We start from the raw sequence: 20,498 nt of genomic DNA, 5'->3' as shown, positions 1-20,498 counted from the left end.
TAACGGTAGCTTAGTACTGAACTGGCGTACTTAAGTACAGAGTCTTATTCAGTGTGGTTGTGTTCGGCTCTAGCTCGAAGTTCCAGTTACCCACGATTGGCTTGTGATAGCCACCTTCAACAACGAACTCAACGGTTTTGCTGGTCTTCTTCCAGATGCGAACCATACCCTCAATATTACTGGTGCGGATAATGCTGTGTGCGATTGGGTCTGCGCAACCTGGTAGGAATTCACCTTCGTTCAAGGTGATTTTGTAAAGAGTACGGTTTGAATCCACTAGGAAGTCTTCTGCGTGCACGCCATCGACATTGAGTGTTGCTACCGTGTTTGCAAGTGCATGTGGGGTATCTGGTGGAGTCACGTCGATATCAACTGGAATACGAATAGTTAAATCATGGTCAGTTGAAAGTACGCTTTTATCTAGCGTGAAATCAACGAAGTTAACCGCGCTGTGATCAAATTCACCTGAGATGCGGTAGCTAACTTTGTTTGCAGTTGCACGGTAAGGACGAACGATGTTGTGAGTCGAAATCGTTGTCGCCGCTTTTAGTGTGTTGACGTTGGTTGTGTTTAACGTCGCGCCTTCAAGTTCAACGTGCAGTTGGAAGCCAAATAGAATGTGCTGGTATGGAAGCACATCGTAGTTCACTTTAATTTTAGGAACTTCGATACCGTAGCGCTCTGCGTCTTCAACTGAAAGCGTGTACTCGTGAGCCATAGCAGGCTGAACCGCCAAACCTAGCGACAATGCAGAAGCCAAGAATAATGCAGTAAGTGATTTATTGGTTTTCATTATTACACCGTTGTTTTTCATTGAAAAAGGGAATGGGAAATTGGTGCTGCAAATTGCTGGAAAATGGTTGTACTGGCAATAAATTCGATAAAAATGATTTTAGAATTGAGATCTTGGTGCAAGGTGTTGATTTATAAGTGGTTGTTTGGGTTTGTAGCTGTAGGTGAGGTTGGGGGATAAGACTTGTGGGGAAAAGCGTACTTGTTAGTCGTTATAGGCGTTGAACCATGTGCTGTGTTTGGGTGAGAGAACGTTGCTAGAATTTTGAATACAGCCGAGTGTGGGGGCGCACAGTCCAATCTTTCGACTTAATAATTTGTAGGCTCAGAAACGACGAAAGCCCGCAAATTTCTTTGCGGGCTTTCTAAATGTGGCTGAGTGCTGGGGTCGCACACGACTAGGGATTTAAATCCCTTCGGGAATTTTTAGCTTTTTAAAACGAGAAAACCCCAGTCTTGCGACTAGGGTTTTGAATGTGGCGGAGAGATAGGGATTTGAACCCTAGATACGCTATTAACGTATGCCGGTTTTCAAGACCGGTGCTTTCAACCACTCAGCCATCTCTCCGTGTGGTGCGCATAATATAAGGGAAGCCTTTGCTTGTAAACCCCTGTTTTTACTGTTTGATTTAATTATGAGCGTTTTTGGTGTTTTTTTTCGTTAAACTCAAGTTTACTAACTTTTTATTGATTGTTGAGTAACAAAAAAGAGAGCCGAAGCTCTCTTTTCCTGGTGTATGGTCGGACTGAGAGGATTTGAACCTCCGACCCCCGACACCCCATGACGGTGCGCTACCAAGCTGCGCTACAGTCCGATGCGGTTAATTTATCTACATTAACCGCTGGGGTCAAACATAACTTTATGATTTATTGGCTTTTTGTGTAGAAGCGCTGCAATTCTGTTAATCCTTGCATAATGACAGGCAGTGCAGGGTTCTCGTCACGTAAGCGTTTATACTCGCTGTCATACAGCTTGTAGTTGCCATATTTATCAATCACGGTTGTATTCTGTTTAGTGATCAGAGCAAGTTCATGATAGTCACCTGCAAGAATCCACTTACGATTGCGTTCATCAAATAGGTTGCGACCGCTACTGTAGTCAGCTGGATTTGAAGAAACACCCATCAAGTCTTGCAAAATCGTTACTGATAAATCTAAATGGCTTGTGCGGTGGTTGTATTGTCCTGCCACCTTACCTGGCCAGTGAATTACCATTGGTACTTCCAACTGGTAACGACTGTAATTAGAGCTAGAACCCCAGCTATTGGTGCGAGTTTCATTAAACTCAGTACCGTGGTTTGAAGTAATGACTACAACCGTTGAATCAGATAAATTCAGCTCGCCAATTTGCTGGTACAGCTGCGCCAACTCGTTGTCGGCAGACATCACTGATTGCTCATAGCTGCTCTTTAGATCCGCAACCGTATCTCCGGAGTTGGTGCTGTATTGGTTAAAGTCGTCTAACGTGGTCAATTCAATAAAGCTAAACCAAGGTTGGTTGCCTTGCGCTTGTACCCAGTGACTCCACGCTTGGATCGCTTTCTGATCGCCGCTATCACCTTCATCTTCAGTAACCGCGGTCACTTCTAGACCATTGAAAACAATATCGCTGTAAAGCGGATCACTAAAGTTATCGCCACTAAATAGACCAATTTGGTAATCATTGTCTTTTAGTGTTTTCAGCATAATTGGCAGCGATTCTTGAGTCTTGATGCTGCTGGCGTAGCTGGTTGGCAAGCCATAGAACAGACCAAATACCCCATTGCTATCGTTGCTCGAACTAAAGTGATTATTGAAGCTCAAGTTGTCGAGCGAATACTGGAAGGTACTCGGCATGTTGGTCGAGTTAAGAGCGTCTGCGCGTAGATTGTTTATACTAACAACCAATACATTCAGTGGATTAGAACGGCGGCTGAACTCAAGCTTTTCTAACGGATAGCGAACTAATTCGGCTTCACCTAAGTTAGCTTGCTGGCGTTTTAAGTATTCTTCACGGTCAAGCAAGCCATGTTTTTCCATAAATGACTTCGCGGTCATTGGATACGACAGTGGGAAATTAGACTGCTGTGACGTGATTGGGTTGTAGAAATAAGCGTCTGCCCAAACATAAATTAGGTGGCTTGAGATAAAGCAGAGGAAAAAGACACCGGCAATCGGGCGACCAATATGTTTGTGTGAAAGCTTACGTTGTTTACGCCAAACCCACTCAGAAAGAGCAAGTTCAACAAGGAAAATGAGCGGCAGTACAACAAATAAATGCTGTAAGTCGGCACTGACACCGGTAATGTTTTTGCTGTTATCAGTAAACAGCACTTCCCATACGACAGGGTTAAGGTGCAAGTTAATCGATTGATACGCTTGAGTATCAATCAGAAGTAGAGTCAAACCTAACGTGGTTAAGCATACCGTCACTAAGCGGAATAGCTTTCGTGACGGTATCACGAAGGTTAACGGGAAAAGAACTAGCAGATAAACCGCAAATACAAGGAATCCGAAGTGACCAACCCAAGAAACCGCGAGGTATAGTTGCCCAAGTAGTGTTTCAGGCCACGGCGATTGAGTAATGTATCGGGTACCGATAAGCATGGCTGCGATAATGTTGAAAAAGGCGAACCAGTGTCCCCAACCAACTAGACGCGAAACTCTCTCGGCGTATGTATTTCCGTTATCTACCATGTATAGTTCTATTATCCGGTTAAATTAGTGTGCTTTGTCGTCGATTGAAGACAGTAGCGCTTGTGCAAATTTTTCCGCGATTGCTTTGCGTTGAGTAACACCCACGCGCTCGTTAATCACGTTAGTTGCAATGTTGCCAGCGATCATTAGTGATAGATCTGGACCTGCGCCATGCTTTTCAAGCACAGCAGCAACTTCCGTCAAAATGTTTTCGAATTTTTCGTCGCTGTATTTAGATGTAATCGGCATAAAGACTCTAATGAACAATAGTAAAGCGGCTTATGATAACCTACAATGCCGAGCAACTGAATCCTAGAAAGACGATAAATTTAACATGAGCCTACACCTTTCAAACGTAATTTTACATCAATTGCAAAAAAACGATTCTGATGAGCTGGTGGTTAACTTTCGCGCTGAAGCGCTAGCGAACGATAGCTCAACCGAAAACCTGGTCGCTGAACTGCATCGAGTATTTAACTCTAAAGCGGGTAAAGGTTTTGGATCATTTAAGTCTGACAGTGAATTCCAGCTCTGGTTGCAAGAACTTCGCAAAAATGAGCGTGATTTCTATGATTTCTCACAAGTTAGCGCTAACCGTTTAAAAGATGAATTAGCAAAATACCCATTTGCTGATGAAGGCATTCTGGTACTTGCTGAATACCAGTCTTTAGCAACAGACTACCTATTTGTTGGTATTATCCCATCAAATCAAAGCCTAAAAGTCACCGAAGGGTTAGATATTAGCGCTACAGAATACCTTGATCTAAGTAAGATGGACATTGCGGCTCGTATCGACCTATCGAGCTACGAAACCGACAAAGACTCGAATCGTTACCTTTCTTACATCAAAGGTCGTGTAGGGCGCAAGGTAGCGGATTTCTTCCTGGATTTTCTGCAAGCTGAGATTGGTCTTGATACCAAACAGCAAAACCAAGTGCTAATGCAGGCGGTAGAAGACTTCTGTGCCGATTCTAAGCTAGAAAAAGACGAAGCAATTAGTTACAAAAAGCAGGTCTACGATTACTGCAATGATCAATTGAAATCGGGTGATGAAGTGTACATTAAAGAGCTGTCAGGTGAATTGCCACCAGCGCAAGATGGCACTAGCTTTTTAGATTACACCCAAGACCATGGCTATGAACTTGAAGAAAGTTTCCCAGCCGATCGTTCAACTGTACGTAAGTTAACGAAGTACGTTGGTGCTGGTGGTGGTTTGAACATTAATTTCGACAGCCTGCTGTTGGGTGAACGTGTGTTCTATGATCCAGAAACTGACACACTGACCATTAAAGGTACGCCGCCAAACTTGCGTGATCAGTTAACGCGCAACCGCTAATACCTTCTCTGACTATCTAGCCTCGCTTTTTTAAGCGGGGCTTTTTTGTGCTTTGTCGACAAAATAATCAATCAAATCTACCGTTCAAAATTTTTCCGTATATGCTTGTATTGTTGGACAATAAAAGTGAAAAGCATATGGATAAGCGTCAATTGAAGCTAGGTTGGTCTCTAGTATTGGTCTGGTTCGTTCTCATTGCGGCAACAGCATTCAATTATCAAACCACAGAAAAGCGTGTGCAAAAAATAGAGCAGATGGCTGATTATGTGCATGACTTTCGCAACTCGCTCTATTTTGATAAGCCATATCGAACAGAGATGACTGCGCAGCAAGTTGAATTGCTAGAGAACATTAAGCGGTTGTGTGACGAGCTAAAAATTCCCGTGCAGTTTGCTTGGTTTCAGCCGGATGCGCAGCAACTGGTTTTTACTACAGGTCGCTTTGTCGAACTCAGTAAAGCGTTTATCAGCACCGAACTTGCGCTTAAAGATTTGATTGTAGACATTCAAGATAAACGCGAACAATTTGTCGCTGAGCCTCATGTCCAAGCCTATTACTATCAATTGAGCGCCAATGTTTTTGAGGCGTTGTTTGCTAACCAAATGGCAAGTTCGGTTGCCTACCGCTTACTGGATGAACTCTATAGCCAATCTCTTGATCTCGATGCACAACCACGTTCGAATTTACAGTCTACGCTTGCCGAGACTTCAAGTGTCATGGGGAGTTTTGCCAAGGGTGGGTACTTGGTTGAACAGCTGGTTAACCATTCGGTACATGAAGAGTTGCATCAAGTAAAAGTGCAATACCACCAAAACTCAGAGCGGATGCTGGTTTTCGGTACGGTGGTAAGTGGCGTGTTAATTTTGTTTTTGATGGGGACTTTGCACAGCCAATTGGTCAATCGTCAGCCTACACCAAGCGATGAGTTTGTTGAGGAAACAGCGGCGAGCAGCAGTGTTCATATTGACTCAAACTCCGACTATAACGTCGCGGAAGATTGGCAAGAGACTCCAGTCGAGAGCAAAACCCAATCGAAAGTCGATTTCTCTGCAATGCTCGATTCTCTGGATGGCGATCAAGAATCGCTTTGTATGTTGCTTGAAGTCTTTGTTGACGACCATGAAAACGACGTCGCTGAATTAACTCAATTACTCACGGACTCTCCTGAAGATGCAATGCGTAAAGCGCACAGTTTAAAAGGTGTGGGCGGAAACTTGGGGGCGTTTGAGTTACGAGATATTGCGGCGAGAATAGAAGTTGCGATAGAAAAAGACATTACCCAAGTCCCAGCTTTGCTACCGGATCTTGATAACAAGCTTAAGCGGGCGATTGAAGATGCCAAACAGTACATTGCTCAGCAAGGGTAACGTGGATAAGGGGGCGTTAAGCCCTATTGGAGCAGTTTTCTTGTTTGCTGATAATTTAATCAGAACTTTGAACTGTTTCTGACTCAGCGAAACGCAATTTGATGTATAAATAGACGTTCATATCCAAGCGATACTCTTCAATATGCTTGGATCACAAACTCAATCTATTTTGTTGTCAGGTTGGATTATGTTTATCGCTCGCTTTATGCCTTTCGCCACATTAGTGGTGTCCCTCTTCTTATCAGGTTGTTCGCTTCTTGAAGTGAAAATTGATAGTCAAACGGTCCCTCTCACCAAGCAAGAACTCAATATGCGTATTATGACTCGAGAATACGCACAGCAGTTTTTTGCTCAAGTTGAGCAAGCGGCTGATGTGTTGCACGGTCAATATGACTCACGTGATCAAATTAATCAGTCATACGTGCTGCTATGGAAAATAAACGCTGAAGAGGGGCTACAATCGGCGGCATACCAAGTGTCGCCAATGGCAGGGTTGATTGACACTTGGGTATTTACCGAGCAGATGAACCAATTCTACTCACAAGGCAATGGAAAAAGCTTGTTTAGCCATGATGCCGCCAAATTGGTATCTGCCCATCTCGCCAATGAAATCGATGAACTTGCTAAAGCACTATTGAAAGGAAATTCCTATCAAACATCACGTCAGTTTGTGACCGAGTTTGCCAAGCAACACCCATTCAGTGATTTAGGGTTCATTCGCACCCCTGCCTATCGTGCATGGCTTGCGGCAAATCAGATCAGCGAAGAAGATGCGGTGACGACGTTGGGTACTATGCCAGAAGCGATCGGTGATGTATCTGACCGTTTAAGCTTGGTTTCAGAGCAAACGCCAAAGATTATGACGTGGAAAGCGCAACTGCTGGCGATTAACAGCACCGCAAGCATCGAGCAAGTGAATCAAGCATTAGACAGTTTGAAAGTGACTTCAGATGCACTGAATGATTTCATTATTAATAACCCGCAATATATGAGTGACTTGGCTGAAAAGATGGCGATAGAGCTACAGCCGTTAGTTGAAGATATCGATAGTAAAACCGAGCAGCGCTTAAATCAGTTAAGTGAAGAGCGTAAAGCGCTAGAAGCGATGGTGGCAAGAGAGCGCCAAGAGGTTGCCGCGATTATCTCTCATGAGCGCGAGCAGTTAACCCGAGATTTAGACCATGTTTCACAGCAAGTGGTCAATCTTGCAATGGATAAGCTGATTGAGCTGATCAAAAGTACCATTTTGTACTTTGTATTGTTTATCCTAGTGATCTTCTTTGCGCCATTAGGGCTTGGCTATATGTTGGGTAAACGCTCGGCGGTAAGAAACAAGATCGCAGCTTAATCCAATAGGCTGATTTTATTCGATAGCAAAAGATAGATATAAAAAGAGCGCCTCACTGTTTGTATATAGTCACTTACAGGGGGGCGCTCTTCAGTTTTCACTAAACCATTTTATATAGCTTGTTTACGCAGTTTGCTGCTTCAACTCAGCTTGCTCATCATTATTGGTTTGAGCTTGTGGCTCGTATGGGTCAACAAACCAACCCATGTATGAACAGGTGATGGTAACGATAATACACACGAAGCTTAACCACATAAACGGCGCGTACGATAGGGTAGCAACACCAAGGATGCTCGCCATGTAGATACCGTTATCACTCCAAGGCACCATACCAGATGTCAAAGTACCGCCGAACTCGGCATTACGAGATAGGTTCTTGCGTTTGAAACCCAAGCGGTCATAGTTTTTCGCGCAGATTTTTGGTGTTAAGATCAGTGATACATACATCGCTGAGCCAAAAACGTTACCCATAAAGGCGGTTGCGATGGTCGAGGTTGCAAGAGAGCCCGCGCTCTTAACACGACGTTCGAATAGCTTGGCAATCGTTTCTAAAACGCCCACTTTGTCGAGCAGACCACCAAAACCTAGACCAAACACGATGACCGCAACTGAGCCTAGCATTGAAGACATGCCGCCACGGTTTAGAATTGAGTCAATAAAGTCGACGCCCGATGAAATCGCAAATGGTGCCCATGCGGTGTTAAATGCGGTGAGGAAGTCAACATCTTGAACCGTCACCGCCCAGATAATGCCGAGTAGTGAGCCAAAGCTGATCACTGGGAACGAAGGCATACGCATCGCCAGCAGAACCAGCACAACCACCACTGGTACAAATGAAAGTGGGGTAATGTAGAACTGGTTGTCCATCGCCGCAATCACGTTTTGTACTTGTGACATATCCACATTACCTGCGTAGTGGAAGCCAAACAGAGTGAACAGAATCCCGGTAATGATGTAGCTGATCAGCGCGATTGGTAGCATACCTTTAATATGCTCCATCACTTCAACGTTAGACATTGATGATGCCAGAATCACTGAGTCTGATAGCGGTGACATTTTATCGCCAAAGTAACAACCCGACAGTACCGCACCAGCCGTAATCGGGGCAGGAACACCAAGACCTTGACCAATCCCCATCATTGCAATACCCGCAGTACCAGCCGCGCCCCAAGAGGTGCCTGTTGCCAATGCTGTCAGCGAGCAGATTACCATGGTAGCCAAAAGGAAGATTGAAGGGTGGATAGCTTTAAGACCATAGTAGATGATGGTTGGTACAATACCGCCAGAAATCCAGGTACCGACTAGAGCACCGACCGCAAGCAAGATCAATACTGCACCGAGACCATTTGAAATACCGTTTAAGGCTGCTTGTTCAAGATCTTTATATTTGTGACCAAGTCTTAGACCCAAGGTAATGATGATGAACCAACCGATATAAAGTGCTAGCTGAATTGGTAGATTTAACTGGGCAGTAAATGAAAATGCCATCAGTAGAAATAAACCAAGTGAAACAATTACTTGTGTCAGGCTTGGCAATCGAGGGGTAAGTTGCGTCATAGCGAGCCTCTTTGCTATTAAAATCGAACTCTTCACGCGGTTTAACCCGATTATTCTGTAAATAATCATAGGTTGAACTGTTTCTACTCATGAGTGCGGGTTTTTTATAGTAAATCTCGCTTGAGAGTATGAAATTAGGTGAAGAACTTGAGTGTTAACTCCTTTTTATTCGGCGAAACCATACATTAGCTGGGTGAATATTTCGAGATTTTGTCGCTCTTTTGTAGGAAAAAACTTCAACTCAGTAAATGTGCGGTTAATTCGGTTAACAGTGTGTGATCTTTGGTTGGTCTTAATGTGCTGTTGTGTAGTGGTGATGTGCCACAGATGTTTCGTTGAGGCTGGTGGATGTTTGCTCGTTTAACAACGCTTGTTTAGCAAAATTGTCGCCTAAAAATGCCTTGTAACAACATTAATTTAAAAATAACCGATTAAAGTTCAATTTTTCACTTGAGATTTTTGTACGAAAAATGAAAGATGAGAGGAATACCTTTTTTAAATGAATACACGGAGAGTTGACGATGAGAGTAGGTTTAGTTGGGTGGCGTGGCATGGTTGGTTCTGTGCTGATGCAACGAATGGTAGAAGAAGGCGATTTCGACCTTATTGAACCCGTATTTTACAGCACATCACAAGTAGGCATTCCTGCGCCTTTCTTGGGTAAAGATGCTGGTGATCTACAAGACGCCTTTGATATTGAAAGTTTAAAACAGCTTGATGCGGTGATTACCTGTCAAGGTGGTAGCTATACGGAAAAAGTTTACCCAGCACTTCGCCAAGCCGGTTGGAAAGGTTATTGGATTGATGCTGCTTCAACGCTACGTATGGCAGAAGACTCAATCATTACCCTTGATCCAGTTAACCATCTGCAAATCCAACAGGGTATCCATGGCGGAACCAATACTTTCGTTGGCGGTAACTGTACCGTAAGTTTGATGCTAATGGGCTTAGGTGGTCTATTTGAAAAAGGTCTCGTGGAATGGACCAGTGCAATGACTTACCAAGCCGCATCGGGTGCCGGCGCGCAAAACATGCGTGAATTGATCTCACAAATGGGTGTGATTAATGACGCGGTGAGCTCAGAGCTTGCAAACCCTGCCAGTTCAATCCTTGATATTGACAAAAAAGTTGCCGACACAATGCGCAGCGGTACGTTCCCAACTGACAAATTCGGCGTGCCATTGGCTGGCTCTTTGATCCCTTGGATTGATGTTAAGCGTGACAATGGTCAGAGCAAAGAAGAGTGGAAAGCAGGTGTTGAAGCAAACAAGATCCTTGGCTTCCAAAACGCACCAGTGCCAATTGATGGGACTTGTGTCCGTATCGGCGCAATGCGTTGTCACTCTCAAGCATTAACCATTAAGCTAAAACAAAATGTGCCAATGGATGAGATTGAAGAGATCATCGCAACTCACAATGATTGGGTTAAAGTGATCCCGAACGATCGTGACATCACAGCGCAAGAACTGACGCCAGCAAAAGTAACAGGCACGCTATCAATCCCAGTGGGTCGTCTACGTAAGATGGCAATGGGTGATGACTTCCTCAACGCTTTCACTGTGGGTGACCAATTGCTTTGGGGCGCGGCAGAGCCGTTACGTCGCACACTGCGTATCATCTTAGCTGAAAAGCAATAAGTACTCAGCTAAGCAAAAATAGAAGGCTACAGCACACGCTGTAGCCTTTTGCGTTTATTCTGGTTGAATTTAATGCAATGCTGAGCATATTTAGAGCATACAGTTGTTAATGCGGCGTTATTAGTTCGGTGCTCCGATAGAATTTGGTATGATAGACCAAACATGGAAGGGATGTCGCAATCGGAACCGAGCGACGTATGCAAAAAACAAACACTATTCGTAACAATGAAAATCAATAAACAGAGCTTAGAAGAACAAGCAGCAGATTACCTGAGAGAAAAAATCGTCAAAGGCGAGATGGATCAGGGCGAGAAAATTGTTGAAAGCACGCTGGCAAAAGACTTAGATTTGTCGCGTAGCACTGTTCGCATGGCATTAAACACCTTATCTCACGAAGGTTTAGTGGTACAAAAGCCTTATGCAGGTTGGCACATCTTTTCTCTAGATGATGAAGACTTGTGGGAGCTGTATAACTTGCGCGTGGCGTTAGAGAGCCAAGCGGCAGCGATGGCAGCAGAAAAAGCCACCGAAGAAGATAAGACAAAGTTGCGAACCGTTTTCCAAGAGTATTGCGATCTTTGCGCGCAGCCTGAAAGTGATATTCAGATGATCAGTGAGGCAGATTTTAATTTGCATCGCTGTATTATCGAGATCAGTGGCAGTAAGCGCATGGAAAAAGCGTTTAGCCAGATAGCCAATCAACTACAAGGTTATCTATGCATGACACACGAAGATTATGATTTGACGCAAAGTGCGTTAAGTCATGCGCCTATGATTGAGGCGATTTGTGCTGGTGACGCAGATAAAGCTTGGACTGAAGCAAAAGCGAACATCACCCCTGTTACGCAGCAGTGTCAGTCATTGAAAGACAGCCAATAAGTGACGCTCAAATCGATTTGTTACAGATACCCACTTCGCGTGGGTATTTTTGTATCTGCCAAGCGGAAAATTGAAAGAATGGCTGTAACCCTGATCAAAAAGAACGCCATGCAGCGCTCTTTTCAGTATTAATCGACCGGAACTACTCGTTCGTCTGGCTCGGCTAAGTCACTGCCACAGTGCTTACAATACATCGCATCCGACTCATGCCCAGCTTTGGAACAGTTAGGGCACTTAACTAAAGTGCGGTGCGATTTCATCTCATTATTCAGCTCTGCGGTAATGATGCCAGTGGGTACCGCAAGAATCGAGTAACCCAGCAGCATAGTTAAAGATGCAATGCCTTTACCCAATGCCGTTTGTGGGACTAAGTCGCCATAGCCGACGGTGGTAATGGTGACGATCGCCCAGTAAATACTTTGGGGAATACTGGTAAAGCCATTCGCAGGTCCTTCAATCACGTAAATTAATGAGCCTAATATCGTGACGAGAATCGCGACGGTATTGAAGAAGATAAAAATCTTACGTTTTGCCATCAACAGCGAGCGCAGCAAGATATTAGAATCTTGTAGGTAACGCACCAATTTGAGTACGCGAAAAATACGCATCACACGCAGTAAGCGCACCACACCCATAAAGGCAACCGACGGGAAAAATATCGCGATGTAGGTTGGCAGGATTGCTAGTAAATCAATAATGCCGTAGAAGCTGGTGGCGTAAGAGCGAGGCTTTGGTGAGCAATAAAGTCTTAATAGGTATTCCATCGTAAATAGCGCAGTAAAGAAATACTCGCAGTAACGCAGCTGAGTGCTCCATTCAACCATCACCGATGGCAGCGACTCTAACACCAGAATCACAAGAGAAGTGAGGATGGCGATAATTAGCGCGATATCAAAGATGCGCCCAGCTTTGGTGTGGGTGCCAAAGATAACAACATATAGCTGATGCTTTAAGGATGTTTTAGGCATGATGTATCAAAGTGATTTTATATATCTGGCATCATACCAGAAAGGGGAGGTGAGGCTAACCGCCCTTAAGCGGTTAGCTTATATTTAGCCAGTTAGCCCATCAATGCCGGGAACAAGCCGCGTAGACCGTTGGCAATAAATTCGATACCTAGCGCACCAAGGATAAGACCCATGATACGAGTGATGATGTTGATCCCAGTTTGACCAAGGAAGCGCACGATAAATGGCGCTGAACGGTATAGAAGCCACGAGCAGAAACAGAATGCCACAATCGTTAGTGCAATACCGACGGTATCCACCATGTTTGGGTAACGTGCACCGTAAACGATGGTTGAGCTGATCGCACCAGGACCCGCTAACAATGGCATCGCTAATGGCACTACACCGATTTGTTCGCGGCTGATTGATTCGGTTCTTTCTTGGTTGTTCTGCTTATCTTCACCTAGCTTACCGCTCATCATCGAAAACGCGATGCTTAGGATAAGCAAACCACCTACTACGCGGAATGAATCAAGCGAGATACTGAACATATCAAGTAGCACCTGACCACCAATCAAAGAGATGATCAAAATACTCGCAATCGCAATGTGCGCCGTCAGCGCGGTTTTACGCTTTTCTTCTAAGGTCATATGACCCGTTAAAGAAACGAAGATTGGCATGATGCCAAGCGGGTTAACCGCAGCAACCAGTCCTAAAAAGAACTGTAAGAAAATAGCGAGCTCGATAGTCTGCATAGGGCACTCAAAGATTCACAGAGTTGAAAAACAGTAGGGGTAAAATTGCGCGCATAATGTAGTGCAAAACGGCTAAGTAAACGAATGAAAAAAACTAACGTATAAAGGTCGCTACGAGTGAGAAAATCTTATCGTTGGAGAATGTTGTAACGACAGAGGAGGTTGAATGTTAACCAGAGTGCTGTTTTGACACTTTGAGTGCTTCACAAACGTTAACATTCGCACACTTTCAACAAAATTTATGTCGAATTATAGAGAGATAATGTGGTTGAGATATACTCCTAGTAGCACAATTTTCGGGAGCTACATGAAAGTGTGTGGCGAAAAAATGAAACTTTTTTACAGATTATTGTCGTTTTATATGTTTTATGGTTCGTTTGCTTCTTTTTTGTCCAGTTTTTGTTTTTGTTGAAATGGTATGTTTTTCAATGATTTATGTGACTTTTCTGCAATTAAGCACCACTTTAGGGTTAATTAAATTGCGAGAACTGATCCAGGTCAATTTTTTTCACAACTTGAAATAATATACTCAGCCCTGAAAGCAATTTACTAAGCTTGTTGAAAGTCGGACCACAAGATGTGATTTGAAGCAACACAAAGCAACAGACTTAATAAAAAGTTTTTAATATTTGTTAATTTTAGGAGATTCCCTATGCCTGTAACTAACTTAGCTGAACTAGATGCTCTAGTAGAACGCGTAAAAGCGGCTCAAGCTGAATTTGCTACTTACTCTCAAGAGCAAGTAGACAAAATTTTCCGCGCAGCATCTTTAGCAGCTAACCAAGCTCGTATCCCGCTAGCACAACAAGCGGTTGCTGAGTCTGGTATGGGTATTGTTGAAGATAAAGTAATCAAGAACCACTTCGCATCTGAGTTCATTTACAACAAATACAAAGATGAAAAAACGTGTGGCATTCTTGAAGAAGACGACAACCTAGGCACAATGACTATCGCTGAGCCTGTAGGTATCATCTGCGGTATCGTTCCAACTACTAACCCAACATCAACAGCGATCTTCAAATCTCTAATCTCTCTGAAGACTCGTAACGGTATCATCTTCTCACCACACCCACGTGCGAAAAACTCTACTAACGATGCAGCTAAACTCGTTCTAGATGCAGCAGTAGCAGCAGGCGCACCAAAAGACATCATCGGTTGGATTGACCAACCTTCAGTTGAGCTATCAAACGCTCTTATGAAGCACGATGGTATCGCTCTTATCCTTGCAACTGGTGGTCCAGGCATGGTTAAAGCGGCTTACTCTTCTGGTAAACCAGCAATCGGTGTAGGTGCAGGTAACGTTCCAGTTGTTATCGATGAAACTGCAGACATCAAACGTGCTGTAGCCTCTATCCTAATGTCTAAGACTTTCGATAACGGCGTAGTATGTGCTTCTGAGCAAGCTGCAATCGTTGTTGACTCTGTATACGACGAAGTGAAAGAGCGTTTTGCTTCTCACAAAGCATACGTACTAAACAAAGCTGAAGCGGACAAAGTTCGTAAAGTTCTGCTAATCGACGGTGCACTAAACGCGAAAATCGTAGGTCAGCCAGCAGCAGCAATCGCTGAAATGGCAGGCGTTAAAGTTCCAGCTGATACAAAAGTTCTCGTTGGTGAAGGTCTAGGTAAAGTATCGATCGATGACGCATTTGCTCACGAGAAACTATCTCCAACACTAGGTCTATTCCGCGCTGACAACTTCGAAGACGCAGTAGCTCAAGCAGTAACAATGGTTGAGATCGGCGGTATCGGTCACACATCTGGTCTATACACTAACCAAGACGTGAACGCAGACCGTATCCGTTACTTCGGCGACAAGATGAAGACGGCTCGTATCCTTGTAAACATCCCGACTACTCACGGTGGTATCGGTGACCTTTACAACTTCAACGTAGCACCATCTCTAACGCTAGGTTGTGGTTCATGGGGTGGTAACTCTATCTCTGAAAACGTGGGTCCTAAGCACCTAATCAACAAGAAAACTGTTGCGAAGCGAGCTGAAAACATGTTGTGGCACAAACTACCTAAGTCAATCTACTTCCGTCGTGGTAGCCTTCCAATCGCTCTTGGCGACCTAGAAGGTAAGAAACGCGCATTCCTAGTAACTGACCGTTTCCTGTTCAACAACGGTTACGCAGATGACGTTGTTCAACTACTGAAAGCACAAGGTATGGAAGTTCAAACGTTCTTTGACGTTGAAGCTGACCCAACGCTATCTGTAGTTAAGAAAGGTGCAGAAGCAATGCAAAGCTTCCAACCTGACGTAATCCTAGCGCTAGGTGGTGGTTCACCAATGGATGCGGCTAAGATCATGTGGGTAATGTACGAGCACCCAGAAACTCACTTTGAAGAACTAGCAATGCGCTTTATGGACATCCGTAAACGTATCTACAAGTTCCCTAAAATGGGTCAAAAAGCTGAGCTTGTATGTATCACTACAACTTCAGGTACGGGTTCAGAAGTTACTCCATTCGCAGTTGTTACAGACGACGAGACGGGTGCTAAGTACCCACTAGCTGACTACGAACTAACACCTCAAATGGCTATCGTAGACGCGAACCTAGTAATGAACATGCCTAAGTCTCTAACAGCATTCGGTGGTTACGACGCAGTAACACACGCTCTAGAAGCTTACGTATCAGTTCTAGCGAACGAATACTCTGATGGTCAGGCTCTACAAGCACTTAAGATGCTAAAAGAGTACCTACCTTCAAGCTACGCGAACGGTGCAGGTGACCCAATCGCTCGTGAGAAAGTACACAACGCGGCAACAATCGCTGGTATGGCATTTGCGAACGCATTCCTAGGTGTTTGTCACTCAATGGCACACAAACTAGGTGCTGAGTTCCACCTACCACACGGTTTGGCTAACGCACTACTAATCTCTAACGTGGTACGTTACAACGCGAACGACAACCCAACGAAACAAACTGCGTTCTCTCAATACGACCGCCCACAAGCACGTCGTCGTTACGCTGAAGTTGCTGACCACCTAGGCTTAAGCCAAGCTGGTGACCGCACTGCTCAGAAGATTGAACGTCTACTAGCATGGTTGGACGAGCTGAAAGGCGACCTAGACATTCCACTGTCTATCCAAGCGGCTGGCGTAAATGAAGCTGACTTCCTAGCGAAAGTTGATGAACTAGCGGTAGAAGCGTTCGATGACCAATGTACTGGTGCGAACCCACGTTACCCTCTAATCACTGAGCTAAAAGAAGTTCTACTTGCTGCTTACTACGGTAAAGCTTTCGTTGAAGGTGAAACTTTCGAAGGTACAACTGTAATCAAGAAGAAAGCAGACCAAGAAGAAGCGAAAAAAGGTAAGAAAGAGAAAGCTGGCGCTTAATTAGCTTCTCCGTTATGAACTAAGGTTTTCGCTAGCACGTAACCTTAATTCGGGAAAAGGTGCGAAGCCCCCATCGAAAGATGGGGGCTTTTTTCTGCGCTTTCGCTTGGGAACGCAAAGCGAAGCTTTGCTATGGAAGACGGAACGTGCAGCAGAGCTGCACTTCGGGAGACGAGAATCGAGAACGCCCAGTAGGCTGGGCTTCGAGATGCGGGATTTGGGAACGCACTGCCAATGCAGTGCTTCGGGAGGGAGGAACGCAAAGCGGAAAAACGGAACGTGCAGCAGAGCTGCACTTCGGGAGACGAGAATCGGGATCGCCCAGCAGGCTGGGCTTCGAGAATCGAGATTGTAGAGCCGACCGCTCGCTTTTCCCCAAGCTTGGCTATGCCAAGCATTCCCGCATCTCGAAGTGGAGCAGAGCGAAACGTTCCGTATTCCGTAGCTAGGCAACGCCTAGCGTTCCGTTATCTTTCCCGAAGCGAAGCTCGGCTTCGCGTTCTCGCCTCTCGAAGCAAAGCTTTGCTTTGCGTTCCATTTATTCGCATACAAAAAAGCCGATGCATGTGCATCGGCTCTTTAGTCAGCGAAAAAATGCCTACTTCTCTTCATCCGGCAACTTAACGTTTAGCTCTAACACTGAGATATCGTCATCTTTGTGTTCAAACGTTAAATCGACCATTGAAGGATCAATCGCAACATACTTACTGATCACTTTAAGAATGTCTTCTTTAAGTTGTGGCAAGTATGAAGGCGCTGGATCGTCGTGACTGCGACGCTCAGCGACGATGATCTGCAAACGTTCCTTGGCTAAGTTTGCAGAAGTCTTCTTTTGCGGACGGAAAAATTCCAGTAATGACATGCCTTGTTAGCCTCCAAATAGTCGTTTGAAAATCCCTTTCTTCTGCTCCGTTAGGAAGCGGAAGTCAATTTGCTCACCTAACAGGCGATCAACGGTATCAGAATAAGCTTGACCTGCATCTGACTGTTCGTCAAAGATTACTGGCACGCCTTTGTTTGAAGCGTTTAATACCGCTTGGCTTTCAGGAATCACGCCTAGAAGAGAAATGTGCAGGATCTCTTCAACGTCTTCCACGCTTAGCATTTCGCCTTGGTTTACGCGAGCTGGGTTGTAGCGAGTTAGCAGTAGGTGCTGCTTAACTGGCTCTAGACCTTGCTCTGCGCGGATAGATTTAGAATCAAGAATGCCTAGGATACGGTCTGAGTCACGTACAGAAGATACTTCAGGGTTAGTTGTGACAATCGCTTCATCGGCGAAGTACAGCGCCATTAGAGCGCCTTGTTCGATGCCTGCTGGCGAGTCACAGATGATGAACTCGAAACCCATTTCGTCTAATTCATCAAGAACGCGCTTCACACCTTCTTTGGTTAGGGCGTCTTTATCGCGAGTTTGCGAAGCTGGCAGAATAAATAGATTCTCAGTACGCTTATCTTTGATCATCGCTTGGTTTAGCGTTGCTTCGCCGTTAATAACGTTAACGAAGTCGTATACTACGCGACGCTCACAACCCATGATCAAATCAAGATTACGTAGACCGATATCGAAATCGATCACTGCTGTCTTTTTGCCTTTTAGCGCAAGACCAGACGCAATCGCAGCACTAGATGTAGTTTTACCTACGCCGCCTTTACCTGACGTCACAACAATAATGCGTGCCATTCTTTAATCCTTATAATCTTTAAATCGTCAACAACTCGAATTTCAGCGAGTCATTTTCCAAACTAAATAAAACTTTCTGTTGCCAAAACTGTTCGGCAAATTGCTCGGTTAGCCAATAGTGACCAGCAATCGACATCAATTCTGCGTTGAGTTTATTACAAACAATCACCGCGCCGGTATTGCCACTTGCGCCTGCAATCGCGCGACCACGCAATGTGCCATGAATATGAATTGAGCCATCGGCGATCACTTCGGCGCCTTCGCTCACATGGTTGAGTACGACTAAATCTGCGTCTTTTGCGTAGATTTGCTGACCGGAGCGCACGGGGGTGCGTACAATCTTAGTCGGTGCCATTTTCGCGGGCGCTTGAGCGGCAGATTTGCTGGCAGACATAATGGCAAAGCCAGCTTCACGAGCCATATTTTGAATACGTTTGTCTTTGCTACCAGTGACCCCTACAGGGATCATACCCACATCAGTAATCCCTTGTTTAAGGGTGGCGAAATCAATATCACCTTCTACCAAAGAGACATTGATTACGACAGGGGCTGATGCGAAAAATGCGGGAGCGTGTTCAACCTTTTCCTGCAAGAAACGAATGGTTTTTTCAACATCGTTATCTGAAAGATGTAAAACTGACAAAGTAAAACTACTACCTTTTAGATCTGGGGTATGTGACATCTTTTACTTTGGACCTCTTTTGAAATTCGCTGTTGCAGAAATGACGTTGCCTGCGAGTAGGGGTCTCATGTTATATTCCCATAATAAGCTCAGCAAGTTATCTTGCTGTCAATTGCGTGTTTTGCTAAAAAAAAAGACAAAACACACATATTCCCAATGATTGATGGATTAAAGGCTACTCATGCTTTGTGCAATTTACAAAAGTGCTAAAAAAGAAGGCGCTTACCTATACGTGCCAAAAAAAGACGATTTTTCACAAGTTCCTGACCAACTAATGCAAATGTTTGGTAAACCTACCATGGTGATGATGGTGAACTTAGCGGGTCGTACTCTAGCGCAAGTAGATATCGAAAAAGTGAAACAGTCGATTAATGAGCAAGGATTTTTCTTGCAATTGCCACCACCACCAAAGAATCTATTAGACGAATACAAAGAACAGAAAGCACGTCTAAAATCAGAATAAGAACTCCGATTCTCAGGGAGGTAAGAGTGAAGAAATTACTGTCAGTTTTACTAGGTGTAAGCTTGAGTTCAACAGCGTTGGCGCAAGATAAAGACTTTGACCAGTACGTTGAAGGCTTGAAAGCGCAAGCACTGGAACAGGGCATTTCACAGCAAATTGTAAATAGTGCTTTTGCCGAGGTCACTTACAAACCTCGCGCCGTAAAAGCCGATCGCAACCAACCAGAAAAACGCCTGACGTTGGATGAATACATTCCGCGTGCGGTACCTGATTGGAAAGTCAAACAAGCCAAAGAGCTGTATAAAGAGCACCAAGCGGAGTTAACTCGTATTGGTGAAAAGTACGGTGTACAGCCAAGATTTATCGTTGCGCTGTGGGGCGTAGAAAGTAACTTTGGTCGCTTTACTGGCAACTATAGCGTGGTCGATGCACTTTCGACTATGGCGTACGATGGTCGCCGCGAAGAGTTCTTCCGTAAAGAGTTGATGGCAGCACTGACGATTCTCGATCAAGGACATATCGAAGTAGAAGATATGAAAGGCTCTTGGGCTGGTGCGATGGGGCAATGTCAGTTTATGCCAAGCTCATTCATCAACTTTGCCGCTGACGGCAATGGTGATGGTAAAAAAGACATTTGGAATACCAAAGCAGACGTTTTTGCTTCTACAGCGAACTACCTGAGCCAATCAGGTTGGGATGACAGCTATACTTGGGGACGCCAAGTTAAGTTGCCTAAAGGGTTTGATATGAGCCTGGAAGGACGTGTCGAAGGTAAAGAGAAGTCATTGGCGGAGTGGAGTAAGCTCGGTATTACTCGCTACGAAGGACAAGCGTTACCTAACGTCGATGTCAAAGCATGGTTGACCGCACCAGATAAAGCGGACGGTCGTGTCTACTTGGTTTACAACAACTACAACGTATTGATGAAGTGGAACCGCTCATACTACTTTGCATTAGCGGTAAGTCATTTAGCTGACCGCATCATGCTAGATTAAGTTGAATATCCACACGTATACTAAGGGGCTCATTGAG

Annotated in this window: 17 protein-coding genes and 2 tRNA genes; 8 read left to right on the top strand and 11 right to left on the bottom strand. The window is 44.6% G+C overall.

From position 1 onward, the window contains the following. Window positions 1-10 precede the first annotated feature (10 nt). The 5 genes from GZN30_RS08565 to GZN30_RS08545 all read right to left on the bottom strand — a co-directional run bounded on the left by GZN30_RS08565 (window position 11) and on the right by GZN30_RS08545 (window position 3,717). Window positions 11-793: a hypothetical protein gene (locus tag GZN30_RS08565; protein ID WP_075647651.1), complete on the bottom strand. Its 783-nt coding sequence runs from the start codon at window positions 791-793 to the stop codon at window positions 11-13. 476 nt (window positions 794-1,269) lie between these two features. Further along, window positions 1,270-1,360: transfer RNA gene (locus GZN30_RS08560), tRNA-Ser, on the bottom strand. A 170-nt stretch (window positions 1,361-1,530) separates the two neighbouring features. Continuing rightward, window positions 1,531-1,607: transfer RNA gene (locus GZN30_RS08555), tRNA-Pro, on the bottom strand. Between the two features lie 52 nt (window positions 1,608-1,659). Beyond that, window positions 1,660-3,468 carry a DUF3413 domain-containing protein gene (locus GZN30_RS08550; protein WP_075650330.1) on the bottom strand — a complete coding sequence of 603 codons (1,809 nt, stop codon included), beginning with the start codon at window positions 3,466-3,468 and terminating at the stop codon, window positions 1,660-1,662. Between the two features lie 24 nt (window positions 3,469-3,492). Next, entirely contained in the window at window positions 3,493-3,717 is a 225-nt protein-coding gene (locus tag GZN30_RS08545; RefSeq protein ID WP_075650328.1) for a YejL family protein, read from the bottom strand. A gap of 85 nt (window positions 3,718-3,802) precedes the next feature. Here GZN30_RS08545 and yejK point away from each other — a divergent pair, with 85 nt between their 5' ends. The 3 genes from yejK (at window position 3,803) to GZN30_RS08530 (ending at window position 7,519) form a co-directional block, all read left to right on the top strand. Beyond that, window positions 3,803-4,804 (top strand): nucleoid-associated protein YejK, encoded by a 1,002-nt coding sequence (gene yejK / locus GZN30_RS08540; protein WP_075650326.1) that lies wholly within the window; start codon window positions 3,803-3,805, stop codon window positions 4,802-4,804. Between the two features lie 137 nt (window positions 4,805-4,941). Then, window positions 4,942-6,171 carry an Hpt domain-containing protein gene (locus tag GZN30_RS08535; RefSeq protein WP_075650324.1) on the top strand — a complete coding sequence of 410 codons (1,230 nt, stop codon included), beginning with the start codon at window positions 4,942-4,944 and terminating at the stop codon, window positions 6,169-6,171. 187 nt (window positions 6,172-6,358) lie between these two features. Then, a complete protein-coding gene (locus GZN30_RS08530; RefSeq protein WP_075650379.1) occupies window positions 6,359-7,519 on the top strand; it encodes a chemotaxis protein in 1,161 nt (386 codons plus the stop codon). A 123-nt stretch (window positions 7,520-7,642) separates the two neighbouring features. Here GZN30_RS08530 and nhaC read toward each other — a convergent pair whose 3' ends face one another. After that, window positions 7,643-9,076 (bottom strand): Na+/H+ antiporter NhaC, encoded by a 1,434-nt coding sequence (nhaC, locus tag GZN30_RS08525; RefSeq protein ID WP_075650322.1) that lies wholly within the window; start codon window positions 9,074-9,076, stop codon window positions 7,643-7,645. 521 nt (window positions 9,077-9,597) lie between these two features. On the opposite strand from nhaC, the gene asd reads away from it, so the two are divergent. Together asd and GZN30_RS08515 are read left to right on the top strand one after the other, a co-directional pair. Beyond that, window positions 9,598-10,713, top strand: coding sequence for an aspartate-semialdehyde dehydrogenase (gene asd, locus GZN30_RS08520; RefSeq protein WP_075650320.1), 1,116 nt, complete (start codon window positions 9,598-9,600; stop codon window positions 10,711-10,713). A 225-nt stretch (window positions 10,714-10,938) separates the two neighbouring features. After that, window positions 10,939-11,592: a GntR family transcriptional regulator gene (locus GZN30_RS08515; RefSeq protein ID WP_075650376.1), complete on the top strand. Its 654-nt coding sequence runs from the start codon at window positions 10,939-10,941 to the stop codon at window positions 11,590-11,592. 128 nt (window positions 11,593-11,720) lie between these two features. On the opposite strand, the gene GZN30_RS08510 is transcribed toward GZN30_RS08515, so the two are convergent. Then, window positions 11,721-12,560: an ion transporter gene (locus GZN30_RS08510; RefSeq protein ID WP_075650318.1), complete on the bottom strand. Its 840-nt coding sequence runs from the start codon at window positions 12,558-12,560 to the stop codon at window positions 11,721-11,723. A gap of 92 nt (window positions 12,561-12,652) precedes the next feature. Further along, entirely contained in the window at window positions 12,653-13,294 is a 642-nt protein-coding gene (locus GZN30_RS08505; protein WP_075650316.1) for a YchE family NAAT transporter, read from the bottom strand. Window positions 13,295-13,946: 652 nt separating this feature from the next. Here GZN30_RS08505 and adhE point away from each other — a divergent pair. Next, window positions 13,947-16,640, top strand: coding sequence for a bifunctional acetaldehyde-CoA/alcohol dehydrogenase (gene adhE, locus GZN30_RS08500; protein WP_161987045.1), 2,694 nt, complete (start codon window positions 13,947-13,949; stop codon window positions 16,638-16,640). Between the two features lie 598 nt (window positions 16,641-17,238). On the opposite strand, the gene minE is transcribed toward adhE, so the two are convergent. Genes minE through minC form a run of 3 tightly spaced genes read right to left on the bottom strand, consistent with a single transcriptional unit; the run spans window position 17,239 to window position 19,003 of the window. Next, the gene (minE, locus tag GZN30_RS08495; protein WP_075649271.1) at window positions 17,239-17,502 is read right to left on the bottom strand and encodes a cell division topological specificity factor MinE; all 264 of its coding nucleotides are present in this window, start codon (window positions 17,500-17,502) and stop codon (window positions 17,239-17,241) included. 6 nt (window positions 17,503-17,508) lie between these two features. Then, window positions 17,509-18,321 (bottom strand): septum site-determining protein MinD, encoded by an 813-nt coding sequence (minD, locus tag GZN30_RS08490; protein ID WP_075649270.1) that lies wholly within the window; start codon window positions 18,319-18,321, stop codon window positions 17,509-17,511. A gap of 19 nt (window positions 18,322-18,340) precedes the next feature. Continuing rightward, window positions 18,341-19,003 (bottom strand): septum site-determining protein MinC, encoded by a 663-nt coding sequence (gene minC / locus GZN30_RS08485; protein ID WP_075649269.1) that lies wholly within the window; start codon window positions 19,001-19,003, stop codon window positions 18,341-18,343. Between the two features lie 181 nt (window positions 19,004-19,184). Here minC and GZN30_RS08480 point away from each other — a divergent pair, with 181 nt between their 5' ends. After that, window positions 19,185-19,466 (top strand): YcgL domain-containing protein, encoded by a 282-nt coding sequence (locus tag GZN30_RS08480; RefSeq protein WP_075649268.1) that lies wholly within the window; start codon window positions 19,185-19,187, stop codon window positions 19,464-19,466. 26 nt (window positions 19,467-19,492) lie between these two features. After that, window positions 19,493-20,461, top strand: coding sequence for a lytic murein transglycosylase (locus GZN30_RS08475; RefSeq protein ID WP_075649267.1), 969 nt, complete (start codon window positions 19,493-19,495; stop codon window positions 20,459-20,461). Window positions 20,462-20,498: the final 37 nt, after the last annotated feature.

Origin of the sequence: Vibrio ponticus (genome assembly GCF_009938225.1) — a bacterium.
In the GTDB taxonomy this organism is placed as follows: Bacteria; Pseudomonadota; Gammaproteobacteria; order Enterobacterales; family Vibrionaceae; genus Vibrio; species Vibrio ponticus.
The sequence above is the reverse complement of the archived record's forward strand: the minus strand, read 5'-3'. Positions and strand labels throughout refer to the sequence as shown.